Origin of the sequence: Dehalobacter sp. TeCB1 (assembly GCF_001707455.1) — a bacterium.
Taxonomy (GTDB): Bacteria; Bacillota; Desulfitobacteriia; order Desulfitobacteriales; family Syntrophobotulaceae; genus Dehalobacter; species Dehalobacter restrictus.
On the sequence record NZ_MCHF01000002.1, the window covers coordinates 110,347 to 122,469 of the forward strand.

12 protein-coding genes are annotated in these 12,123 nt (G+C 46.6%); all 12 read left to right on the plus strand.

What is annotated here, in order from left to right:
* Positions 1 to 41: 41 nt before the first annotated feature.
* Complete coding sequence (gene topA, locus A7D23_RS00540) at positions 42 to 2,135, plus strand: type I DNA topoisomerase (RefSeq protein WP_019225611.1); 2,094 nt, start codon at positions 42 to 44, stop codon at positions 2,133 to 2,135.
* Between the two features lie 43 nt (positions 2,136 to 2,178).
* A complete protein-coding gene (gene trmFO / locus A7D23_RS00545) occupies positions 2,179 to 3,489 on the plus strand; it encodes a methylenetetrahydrofolate--tRNA-(uracil(54)-C(5))-methyltransferase (FADH(2)-oxidizing) TrmFO (RefSeq protein ID WP_068882886.1) in 1,311 nt (436 codons plus the stop codon).
* A gap of 237 nt (positions 3,490 to 3,726) precedes the next feature.
* Positions 3,727 to 4,617, plus strand: a complete 891-nt coding sequence (gene xerC / locus A7D23_RS00550; RefSeq protein WP_019225609.1) for a tyrosine recombinase XerC — start codon at positions 3,727 to 3,729, stop codon at positions 4,615 to 4,617.
* Between the two features lie 102 nt (positions 4,618 to 4,719).
* Entirely contained in the window at positions 4,720 to 5,262 is a 543-nt protein-coding gene (gene hslV / locus A7D23_RS00555; protein WP_019225608.1) for an ATP-dependent protease subunit HslV, read from the plus strand.
* The gene (gene hslU / locus A7D23_RS00560) at positions 5,262 to 6,644 is read left to right on the plus strand and encodes an ATP-dependent protease ATPase subunit HslU (RefSeq protein ID WP_025205392.1); all 1,383 of its coding nucleotides are present in this window, start codon (positions 5,262 to 5,264) and stop codon (positions 6,642 to 6,644) included. The genes hslV and hslU overlap by 1 nt, the downstream gene beginning before the upstream one ends.
* A gap of 83 nt (positions 6,645 to 6,727) precedes the next feature.
* On the plus strand, positions 6,728 to 7,519 hold the full coding sequence (gene codY, locus A7D23_RS00565) for a GTP-sensing pleiotropic transcriptional regulator CodY (protein ID WP_019225606.1): 792 nt from the start codon (positions 6,728 to 6,730) through the stop codon (positions 7,517 to 7,519).
* A gap of 18 nt (positions 7,520 to 7,537) precedes the next feature.
* Positions 7,538 to 7,996, plus strand: coding sequence for a hypothetical protein (locus tag A7D23_RS00570; protein WP_242871477.1), 459 nt, complete (start codon positions 7,538 to 7,540; stop codon positions 7,994 to 7,996).
* A 159-nt stretch (positions 7,997 to 8,155) separates the two neighbouring features.
* Positions 8,156 to 8,893 carry a 30S ribosomal protein S2 gene (gene rpsB, locus A7D23_RS00575; RefSeq protein WP_015044137.1) on the plus strand — a complete coding sequence of 246 codons (738 nt, stop codon included), beginning with the start codon at positions 8,156 to 8,158 and terminating at the stop codon, positions 8,891 to 8,893.
* Positions 8,894 to 8,985: 92 nt separating this feature from the next.
* Positions 8,986 to 9,639: a translation elongation factor Ts gene (tsf, locus tag A7D23_RS00580; protein WP_025205395.1), complete on the plus strand. Its 654-nt coding sequence runs from the start codon at positions 8,986 to 8,988 to the stop codon at positions 9,637 to 9,639.
* Between the two features lie 129 nt (positions 9,640 to 9,768).
* Positions 9,769 to 10,485, plus strand: a complete 717-nt coding sequence (gene pyrH / locus A7D23_RS00585; protein WP_025205397.1) for a UMP kinase — start codon at positions 9,769 to 9,771, stop codon at positions 10,483 to 10,485.
* A 6-nt stretch (positions 10,486 to 10,491) separates the two neighbouring features.
* Positions 10,492 to 11,049, plus strand: a complete 558-nt coding sequence (gene frr, locus A7D23_RS00590) for a ribosome recycling factor (RefSeq protein WP_025205398.1) — start codon at positions 10,492 to 10,494, stop codon at positions 11,047 to 11,049.
* Between the two features lie 305 nt (positions 11,050 to 11,354).
* Entirely contained in the window at positions 11,355 to 12,116 is a 762-nt protein-coding gene (locus tag A7D23_RS00600; protein ID WP_025205400.1) for an isoprenyl transferase, read from the plus strand.
* The last annotated feature ends 7 nt before the right edge of the window (positions 12,117 to 12,123 follow it).

Consider the following 12,123-nt stretch of genomic DNA (forward strand, 5'->3'; position numbering starts at 1 on the left):
GATACAATAGAATTACATTGAGAGAAATCATGAGGTGAAGCATGTCGAAAACTTTGGTTATCGTTGAATCCCCGGCCAAGGCAAAATCTATCAGCAAATTCTTGTCTAAGAATTATACGGTCAAAGCTTCCATGGGGCATTTGCGGGATTTGCCAAAGAGCCAGATCGGGGTTGATGTCGATCATAATTATGAGCCGAAATACATTGCAATCAGAGGACGCGGCGATTTGGTCAAAGAGCTTAAAGCTGCAGCTAAAACTGCCGATCGTGTTTTGCTGGCGTCCGACCCCGACAGGGAAGGTGAAGCGATTGCCTGGCACTTGACGCACTTGCTCGGTCTGAATCCCGAAGAGTTGAGCAGGATCGAATTTCATGAAATAACAAAACCAACGATTCAAAATGCCGTAAAGAATCCCCGTAAACTGGATATACATCTCGTAGATGCCCAGCAGGCGCGCAGGGTTTTGGACAGACTGGTGGGCTACAAATTAAGCCCGCTTCTGTGGCGGAAAGTTAAAAAAGGTTTAAGTGCCGGACGTGTTCAATCTGTTGCGGTCAGAATGATCTGTGACAGAGAAGAAGAAATCCGCAACTTTGAACCGGAAGAGTACTGGACTCTGGATGCGGATTTTTTGTGTCGGGGCGGCAGTTTTGTTGCCAAACTGCTTCATAAGCAGGGCAAAAAGATGACAATTTCGAGCCGCGAGCAGATGGAAGAAGTATTGCAGGAACTCCGGGCGGCCGCATTCACGGTCGGAGAGGTGAAAACGAAGGAAAAACGAAAACAGCCGGCACCTCCTTTTACGACCAGCAGTCTTCAGCAGGAGGCCTACCGCAAATTAAACTTTACACCTAAAAAGACGATGATGCTGGCCCAGCAGCTCTATGAAGGACTTGATCTCGGGAAGACCGGTACGGTCGGATTAATTTCGTATATGCGTACGGACTCTGTCCGGATCGCCGACACTGCACAGGAAGAGGCCAAAGGTTTTATCATCGAGACTTACGGCGAAACCTATTATCCCGAGGAGCCGAGGAAATTTGCCAGCAAAGGCCGGACCCAGGAAGCGCACGAGGCAATCAGACCGACATCCGCTCTCAGAACGCCTGAATCCGTCAAAGGCTTTCTCGGACGAGAGCAGTTCAAGCTTTACCGGCTGATCTGGGACCGTTTTGTCGCCAGTCAGATGAGTGCGGCGGTTTATGATACGATTACCGTAGACGTTCTGGCCGGTGATTACCTTTTAAGAGCCAATGCTTCAGCCGTGAAGTTTCCGGGATATCTCACTGTCTATGAAGAAAGCACCGATGAACCGGAAAAACTGGATAATGAGGAAAACTGCTTGAAAGGAGATCTCGCCATCGGGCAGAAGCTGCAGTTAAGGCAGCTTCAGGAGAAGCAGCATTTCACCGAACCCCCGGCGCGTTTTACTGAGGCAACCTTGGTCCGAAAAATGGAGGAAGAGGGGATCGGGCGTCCGAGTACGTATGCGCCGACGATTGAAACGATTCAAACGAGGGGCTATGTAGCAAAGGAAGACAAGAAACTTGTTCCAACCGAACTAGGTGAAATTGTGATTAACTTGCTGAAAGAGCATTTTCCGGATATTGTCGACCAGGAGTTTACAGCCAACATGGAGGAGAAACTTGACGATATCGAAGACGGAAAATCGGATTGGAAGAAAATTGTCGGAGAATTTTACGGCCCGTTTGCCGAGACACTTGATAAAGCTGAGCAGAAGATCGGCAAAATCAAAGTTGAGGATGAAGTTTCAGATGAGGTCTGTGAACTTTGCGGCAGGAATATGGTCATCAAGATGGGACGGTTCGGAAAGTTTTTGGCTTGCCCTGGTTTTCCTGACTGCCGGAATGCGCGACCTTTACTCGAGGAAATCGGCGTGAACTGCCCGAAATGCGGAGAAAAACTTGTCGTCAGGAGATCGAAAAAAGGACGTAAGTTTTACGGCTGCAGCAAATACCCGGACTGTGATTTTATTTCCTGGGAGAAACCGGCACCTCACCCTTGTCCGGAGTGCGGCGGGGTAATGACCGAGAAAAGTACCAGAAAAAACAAAAAATATGTCTGCACCAATCATGACTGCAGGTTTACCGAAGAAATCAAGGAAACAGAATAAAAATAGAATCTAAGAACGATACTACACGACTAGGATGGGTACTATGGCAAAAGCGACAATCATTGGCGCGGGCCTTGCGGGGCCCGAAGCTGCCTGGCAGATGGCCCAGCGCGGGATTGACGTCGATCTTTATGAAATGCGTCCGCTGAAAAACACACCGGTTCATCAAACGGAACAATTTGCCGAGCTGGTCTGCAGCAATTCGCTGAGGGCTGCCGGCCTTGAAAATGCTGTCGGGCTGCTCAAGGAAGAAATGAGGCGTCTGAATTCGCTGATCATGGCGGCAGCAGACCAGACTTCTGTACCGGCCGGAGGGGCTTTAGCTGTTGACAGGAATCTTTTTGCGCAAATGGTTACCGATAAGATCTCCGGTCATCCGAATATTAATATCATCCGCGAGGAAGTGAAAGCGATTCCGGCGGACGAAAAAGTGATCATTGCCACAGGGCCGCTGACAACGGATGAACTTGCTGCGGATATTCTGCGACTGACCGGGAAAGAGGCGTTGTCTTTCTTTGATGCGGCGGCACCGATTGTCGATCTTGGGACCGTTGATCTGTCCAAAGCTTTTTGGGCATCCCGCTATGACAAAGGCGAGGCGGATTATCTGAATTGCCCGCTCAGCAAAGAAGCGTATGAAACTTTTTATGAGGCCCTGATTCAAGCCGAAGCTGCCGAGGTTCAGGGTTTTGAAAAAAATCTGGTGTTTGAAGGTTGTATGCCGATCGAGGTCATGGCTCAGCGCGGGCCCATGACGATGGCGTTCGGGCCGTTAAAACCTGTCGGGATTATGAACCCGCATACCGGTAAAAAACCGTTTGCTGTTGTTCAGCTGCGGAAAGAAAATATCCAGGGAAGCCTTTTGAATTTAGTTGGCTTCCAGACGCATTTAAAGTGGAGCGAACAAAAACGCGTGTTCAGGCTGATACCAGGCTTAGAACACGCTGAGTTCGTACGTTACGGCGTCATGCACAGGAATTCGTTCCTGAATGCGCCTGAAGTCCTAAATGCTGATTTTAGCTGCCGGGTGAAACCGGATCTGTTTTTTGCCGGTCAGATTACAGGTGTGGAAGGCTATGTCGAATCAGCAGCCAGCGGGCTTTTAGCCGGATTGAATATGGCCCGCCTGCTGAATGGACAGGATACGCTTGTCTTCCCGCCTGAAACAGCGCTTGGCGGACTCGCCCGCCATTTAGAAGGCTCACCCAGTGTTCATTTTCAGCCGATGAATATGAACTTTGGTCTAATCACTCCTCTTGGAGAACGAATCAAAGGAAAACGGGAAAAAAACGCAAGGTTATCGGCAAGGGCGCTGCACGAGCTGGAAAGATTCATCGAAGAAAAACAACTCTAGAATAGGGTTTCAGAATAACGCTAACTCCAAAAAAGCTTATACTACTCCAGACAAGTCTCCGTAATGGATGTCCAGCGTCAAGCGGAGCATGGATTGCGCAGCGCGGCTTTTTGTGCCATGGATGGCACAACAGCCGAAAGCGGTCATCCATTACGGAGACTAACCCGAACCATAGGCTTTACGGTCTACTACATTATAAAACGGTCTACTACATTATAAATACGGGTGGTGAAACAGGTGCTGGCAGATAAGGCCCTTGATTTGTTCTCCGCTTACCTCAAAACCAGAAATTCCTCCGAACTGACGCTTGCCGCTTATCAGAGTGATATCATTCAGTTCATGGAATTCTCTGCCCATGAACTCGGAATTGAAACCGAAAGTCTTGAAGTTAACCAGATTGATAAATATATTGTCCGCAGTTACATTGGTCAGATGACGGAAAGGGAACTGAAAAGAAAAAGCATTGCTCGAAAAATCGCTGCAATGCGTTCTTTTTTTAAATTTCTCTGCCGTGAAGAAATTGTCAGCCAGAACCCTGTACAGAAAATTGCAACGCCCAAAGTCGGCAAAAATCTCCCGCGTTTTCTTTTCCAGGAGCATATGGAAAAGCTTCTGGAAGCTTCAAATCAGGATGAAAAGAACGGACTGCGCGACCAGGTGATTGTCGAACTGCTTTATGGTTCAGGACTTAGAGTAAGCGAGCTTGTCAACTTGAATAAACCGGATGTGGATCTTGATGGCAGCCTGATCAGGGTGTTCGGGAAAGGGAAAAAGGAGCGGATCGTTCCTTTGACGGAACCGGCGGAAGAGGCAATCAAAAGATACCTACTGCAGCGGGATGATCAACAGGAAGCGCTGATTTTAAACTACAAAGATATGCGGCTAAGTTCGCGCTCAGTGCGCCGGATCCTGGACAAACTGGAGAAAACCGCTAAGCTTAATCAGCATGTTCATCCGCATATGCTCCGTCATACATTTGCAACGCACCTGCTGGAGGGCGGCGCGGATTTAAGAAGTGTTCAGGAGCTGCTGGGGCATAAAAAATTGTCTTCAACCCAGATTTACACGCACCTGTCCAGGGAAAAACTTCGGAGCGTCTACCTGAAAGCTCATCCGAGAGCAAAATGAAGTAATATTTAGAATATTCATAAAAGCTACTGCATTTTTGAAAATTACCCTTGACTCTTCAGAAAATAATAAGTACACTGCAAATTGAGGGGGAACATATTCATGTTTCATGCAACGACGATTATCGCAATCAAAAAGGAATCAAAAGTGGCTATTGCAGGTGACGGCCAGGTTACCATGGGACAAGCGACAGTGATGAAGCATACGGCCCGTAAGATTCGCCGTTTGTATCAAGGAAAAGTCTTGGCGGGATTTGCTGGTTCTGTGGCCGATGCTTTTACGCTTTTCGAAAAATTCGAAGGAAAGCTCGAGGAATATCACGGCAATTTGCAGAGAGCGTCTGTGGAGTTGGCCAAAGAATGGCGGACGGACAGGATGCTCAGAAACCTTGAGGCATTGCTGATCGTGGCCGATAAAAATACGATTTTGCTGATTTCCGGCTCAGGGGAAGTCATTGAGCCTGACGACGGTATTGCCGCGATTGGATCAGGCGGGAATTACGCGCTGGCTGCGGCGCGCGCCCTGAATACACATACGGATCTTAACGCGGGAGAGCTTGTCAGGGAAGCCATGAAAGTGGCTGCCTCTATTTGTGTTTATACCAATGAAAATATTGTCGTGGAAGAACTGGAGGACGTGGACTGATGGAACAGCTTACACCAAAGGAAATCGTCGCCGAACTGGATAAATATATCGTTGGGCAAAAACAGGCCAAAAGAGCCGTAGCCATTGCCCTGCGCAACAGATACCGCCGCTCGCTTCTGCCTGCAGCCCTGCAGGAGGATGTTCTTCCGAAGAATATTTTAATGATCGGGCCTACGGGGGTGGGCAAGACAGAGATTGCCCGGCGCCTGGCTAAGCTCGTCAAGGCTCCGTTTACCAAAGTGGAAGCCACGAAGTTTACCGAAGTCGGCTATGTCGGCAGGGACGTTGAATCGATTATCCGGGATTTGACCGAGATCGCTTTACGCATGGTCAAAAGCGAAAAAATGCAAGAAGTTGAAGCTCAGGCTGAGGTGAACGCGGAGAAACGTCTTTTAACAATACTTGTCCCGGGCAAAAAGAAAGAATCATCCAATATTAATCCATTTCAGTATTTATTCAACCAGGATAATGAACCGGAAAAAGAAAGCCCTGCTTCTCCGGAAGTAGAAAAAGACAGGGAATTCCTCAAAGAAAAGCTTCAAAAAGGAGAGCTCGAGGAGCATACCCTTGAGATCGAAGTTGAAGAAAGTTCTCAATATACGGATATGCTTGGTGCTTCAGGCATGGAGCTCGGCGTCAACATTCAGGACATGATGGCCGGAATGTTTCCGAAGAAACGCAAAAAACGCAAAGTAACAGTCAAAGAAGCCCGCAGAATTCTAGCTCAGGAAGAGGCTCAGAATCTGATTGACCAAGATGAGGCGGTGCAGGAAGCCATTCGTCGGACAGAGCAGGAAGGCATTGTTTTTATCGACGAAATTGATAAGATTGCCGGCAAGGAATCTTCAGGCGGTCCTGATGTTTCCCGCGGTGGGGTTCAGCGAGATATTCTGCCGCTGATTGAAGGATCCACCGTAATGACCAAGTACGGTCCTGTCCGTACGGATCATATTCTGTTTATTGCTGCAGGCGCTTTCCACGTAGCGAAACCTTCCGATCTGATACCGGAACTCCAGGGAAGACTGCCGATCCGTGTCGAGCTGGAATCGTTGAGTGTTGCAGATTTTAAACGGATTCTGATTGAACCGCAGGCTTCACTGATTAAACAGTATGGCGCACTGCTCTCTACAGAGGGCATAGACGTCATTTTTTCCGAGAATGCGATTGAAGAAATAGCCCAGATCGCTTACAATGTCAACGCTTACACGGAAAATATCGGGGCACGGAGACTGCATACCATCGTCGAAAAAGTCTTGGAGGAGCTTTCGTTCGAAGCTTCAGAACTGCCGGAGGATTATTCCATCACCATTAACCGGGAGTATATCCAGAAACGGGTCGGCGATGTTGCGAAGAATCAGGATCTGTCAAATTATATTCTTTAAAAATCGTATTTGTTTCAAAATTATTAACATCCATATAGTTCAAGTTTTTGAGTTCTAAGTACCAAGAATAAGGGGGGTAACCTGTGGAAATTTTACTAGAAAAGACCAGGAAAATTAGCGGACTCATTCAGCGTGCTGCCGGAAAACCTGTGGATTTTGCCGAGATGGCCAAGGTACTGAGTCAGGAGATCGCTGCCAACTGTTATATTGTCGGACGCAGAGGAAAAATTCTGAGCTATAGCTTCATAGGAGATTTCCACTGCGGGGAAATGGAACAAATCGTTCTTCATACGGAAAGATTTCCGGAAAGCTACAATGAAGGTCTGCTAAAAACAACAGAAACAAAAGCAAACACAACGCAAGTTGCGAATGCCTGTGTATTCAGCAAACATCATGAGTGTGTTTTCGGCAATAAGATGACAACGGTTGTGCCTATCCTTGGAGGTGGCGATAGGGTTGGGACGCTCGTTCTGGCCAAGTTTGGCGAGCAGTTCCGGCCGGAGGATCTGATCCTTGCTGAATATGGCGCTACCGTGATTGGTATGGAAATCCTACGGGTCAAGGCTGAGTATGCAGAGGAAGAAGCACGCAAGAAAGCTGCAGTCCAAATTGCGGTGGGAACACTGTCTTACTCGGAACTCGAGGCAGTTGAGCATATTTTTGCTGAACTGGGCGGTGGCGAGGGGCTGCTGGTAGCCAGCAAAATTGCCGACAGGGTTGGCATTACCCGTTCGGTAATTGTCAACGCGCTGCGCAAGTTTGAATCAGCAGGCGTGATTGAATCAAAGTCTCTCGGAATGAAAGGCACGTATATCAAGGTTCTGAATGACTATCTGCTGGACGAGCTGGATAAGTACATTAAACGGCATCGTTAAAGAGAAGGGTAAATGATTATGGATGCGCAAGAATATGGTTACCGCATGAAACCTTTGGTAATTCCGGGAGTGCTATATATCATCCTATATCCGTTGCTGATCGGAGGGATACTGTTTTTGTATACCTTGCCAGAGCTTTATTTGCTGATCCTTTCCGGAATTTATGCAGTTTCGATTCTCTTGATCCTGTTGATCTGGTTGACGGCGAAAACGAAACGGATTGTTATTGATGATCAGGCGATCATCTTCCGGTCCTTGTTCCGAAAAAAGACATTTGAACCGAAAGATATCCGTAAAGCCTCATTCTTTTGGACCAAAAACAATGAAGAAATTGTGCTGCTTAAAGCCGGGAATAATAAAGTATATTACCTTACTGATCTTTATTTCCCCTATAATGAACTGCTTACAGATTTAGAGGAGTTTATCATCTCTCATAATATCCGGTCCAATCTGGCCGCCCATTACGGGATTAATTAAAGTTGCATTCGGGAGTAGGGTATGATATTCTATTCGCAGTGTGATTTTTTGGAGTACACACGCAGTGGGACTTAGCGTACAGGTTCTTTGCGCAAGCAAAGGGTACCAGGAATGAACCTGCGGAGGAAAAAAACAAATGAAGAGAGGAGGTGTAACACAATGGCTGTAATTTCTATGAAGCAACTCTTAGAAGCCGGTGTACACTTCGGGCACCAGACCCGCCGCTGGAATCCTAAAATGGCTCGTTACATTTTTACGGAGAGAAATGGTATCTATATCATTGACCTTCAGAAAACCGTTAAAAAAGTTGACGAGGCCTTCAATTTTATCCGGGATGCCGCAGTAAACGGCGGAACTGTGCTGTTTGTAGGTACAAAAAAGCAGGCTCAGGAATCTGTGAAAGAAGAAGCTGAACGTTGCGGCATGTATTTCGTTAACGAGCGCTGGCTCGGCGGAATGCTGACGAACTTCCAGACGATTCAAAAGAGAGTTCAGAGACTGCATCAGCTCGAAAGAATGGAAGCAGAAGGCGTTTTTGAAGTTCTTCCTAAGAAGGAAGTCGCTGCGCTGCGCCATGAAATGGGTAAGCTGGAAAGATTCCTTGGCGGCATCAAAAACATGAAAAAACTTCCTGATGTTTTATTCATCGTTGATCCGCGCAAAGAAAGAATTGCCGTTGCTGAGGCAAGAAGATTAAATATTCCGATCGTAGGAATTGTCGATACCAACTGTGATCCTGACGAGATCGATGTTGTGATTCCTGCCAATGATGACGCGATCCGGGCTGTAAAACTGCTCACCGCGAAAATGGCTGATGCCATCATCGAAGGACAACAGGGAAGTCTTGACAATACCGAAGAAGTTGAAGAGAGCAATCAAACCGAAGACGAAGAATAGTTAATAAAACAGGGTGAGATTGGGGTATGTTCTTCATGACTTACCCTGTTTTTATATGTGTCGTGAAGTATTCAATAAAGGAGGGTTACCGTATGGCTGAAGTTACTTCTTCTCAGGTGAAAGAACTCAGGGAAAGAACCGGAGCCGGAATGATGGACTGCAAAAAGGCATTGACCGAATGTAATGCCGATATGGACAAAGCGATAGATTTCTTAAGAGAAAAAGGGCTGGCTGCTGCTGCGAAAAAAGAAGGACGAATTGCTGCCGAAGGGACTGTAGAAGCCTACATTCATGGGGGCGGTAGAATTGGTGTTTTGCTCGAATTAAACTGCGAAACCGACTTTGTGTCCCGTGGAGATGAATTTAAGCAGCTGACTAAGGATATTGCGATGCAGATCGCCGCAGCTAAACCGCTTTATGTCAATAAAGAAGATGTTCCGGCTGACGTTGTTGCCCATGAAAAAGAAATATTTAGGGCTCAGGCATTGAATGAAGGGAAACCGGAAAAAATCGTCGACAAGATGGTTGACGGTCGCATAGAGAAGTTCTATAAGGAAGTTTGTCTTGTAGAACAGCCTTTTATCAAGGACCCCGATGTTTTAGTCAAAGACCTGATCATGGCTAAGATTGCCAAGATCGGTGAGAAAATAGCTATTCGCAGATTTACCCGCTATGAGTTGGGTGAAGGAATTGAAAAGCGCCAGGATAATTTTGCCGATGAAGTCATGAAAGAAATAAATCGATAAGAGAACACTTCGGTGTTCTCTTTTTTAGGGGGATCAGAAAGGTTCATTGCTTTCTATTATATCTAAGTGCAGCGGACAAGAGGATTTTTATCTTTGGTGTAGAAATAAACTAAGTACGGAGGTTCGTTTATGACAGATGCACGTTACCGCCGCATAGTGTTGAAACTAAGCGGAGAAGCACTTGCCGGGGAGCAGGGTTTTGGAATTGCGCACAGCATGCTGGAGTCTGTTGCCAGACAGATTTCTGAAGTTCAGAAGCTTGGTGTGGAAATGGCACTGGTCGTTGGCGGAGGAAATATTTGGCGGGGCATCGCCGGGAGTTCTCAGGGAATAGACCGGACAACTGCTGATTATATGGGAATGCTCGCTACTGTAATGAATGCCCTAGCGCTGCAGGATGTTCTGGAACAACACAATATTGTCACGAGAGTATTGTCGGCGATTGAGATGAGGCAGGTAGCAGAACCTTATATCAGAAGAAGAGCGATCCGCCATATGGAAAAGGGCCGTATTATCATTTTTGCAGCAGGGACAGGCAATCCCTATTTTTCGACAGATACGACGGCGGCTTTGCGGGCTGCGGAGATTGAAGCAGACGTTATTTTAATGGCCAAACAGGTTGACGGCGTATTTGACAGTGATCCGATGAAGAATCCTGATGCCAAAAAATTTGAAAGACTGACCTATCTTGATGTGCTCAGCAAAGGGCTGGGTGTGATGGACTCGACAGCAACTTCGTTGTGTATGGACAATGACATTCCAATCATTGTTTTTAACTTGAAAGAAAATGGCAATATTATTAAAGCACTTAAGGGAGAACCGATAGGTACCTATGTAGGGAGGTAACGAAAAATGCTCAATGATTTTCTGAATGACGCTGAAGAAAAAATGCATAAAACAGAGGAGGTACTCAAGAAGGACCTCGCATCTGTCAGGGCAGGAAGGGCGAATCCGGCAGTTCTGGACAAAGTTTCTGTTGATTATTACGGGACTCCTACCCCGATTAACCAGCTGGCCAATGTCTCAGTTCCTGACCCACGGATGATCACCATTCAGCCCTGGGATAAATCTTCGATTAAGGATATTGAGAAGGCGATTCTTAAATCCGATCTTGGACTTACGCCTTCGAATGACGGCATGGTCATCAGGCTAAATATTCCGCAATTGACAGCGGAACGCCGTGCAGAGATTGTCAAGACGGTTAAGAAGAAAGCGGAAGATGCTAAGGTTGCTGTCCGGAATATCAGACGGGAGCTTATTGATGATATAAAACAGCTCGAGAAGGACAAAACTGTCTCTGAGGACGATTCTAAAAAAGGACAGGAAAAAGCGCAGAAACTTACCGATAAAACTGTGAAGGATATTGACGAGATCCTCGAGAAAAAAGAAAAAGAAATTATGGAAGTGTAGCGTGTTGCGCTGGCTCGGAAAAAAGTGGGACGACGTTGAAGGGGAATTGACACAAGAAAGCGCGAATTTCTGTTATGAGATAACCAGCCCTGTAGGAAAGGCTGTTCCCTGTGGAGATTTACGTGTGGCCAGAATAAGTTGTACCAATGGTTATTTGAAATTTATTCTAATCCATGATAGATTTATAAGGTAGTTTTTTATTTGGCCCCCTACGGAACAGGGGGTCTTTCCGCAGCCGTTCCAGTATCTTGTCAGCTCTAAAATGCATGACATGGTACTAAGTACAGATATAAAGAGGAATGCTTGTGATAATGTGGAAAAAAGACAGTGGAGATGTTCAGCTGAAAAACATTGATATGAAAAGAATCCCTCGACATCTGGCAATCATTATGGACGGAAACGGAAGATGGGCCCAGCAGAAAGGATTGCCTCGTTCTGTCGGTCACCGGGCCGGAGTAGAAGCACTGCGGGAGGTCGTCAGGGGCAGTGATGAGCTTGGAATCAAATATCTGACCGTATATGCTTTTTCGACCGAGAACTGGAAAAGGCCGCAGTCGGAGATCGGGATTCTTATGTCGCTCTTGAAGGAGTATATCCGCAAAGAGCTTGCGGAGCTGCATGCGAACAATGTTAAGATATGCATTTTCGGGCAGGAAGAAGATATACCGAAGGATGTCCTGAAGGCTTATAACGAGGCTTGTGAAAAAACAAAGAACAATACCGGATTAGTGCTGAATGTAGCTCTGAATTACGGAAGCAGGATCGAAATCCTCAAAGCAGTCAAGGAAGTTGCGCAGGAGGTCCAAAGCGGAGCGTTGAATGTTCAGCAAATTACCGAGGAAATATTTGAAAAGCATTTGTATACGAAAGATTGTCCTGATCCGGAGCTTCTTGTCAGGACTTCAGGTGAAATGCGCTTAAGCAATTATCTGCTCTGGCAGGCCGCCTATTCAGAAATCGTGATTGTGAATGAATGCTGGCCGGATTTTAACAGAGCATTATTATTTGAAACGATTCGGATTTTTCAAAACCGGGAACGCAGGTTTGGCGGCGTAAAAGAAGGTTGAGGGATAG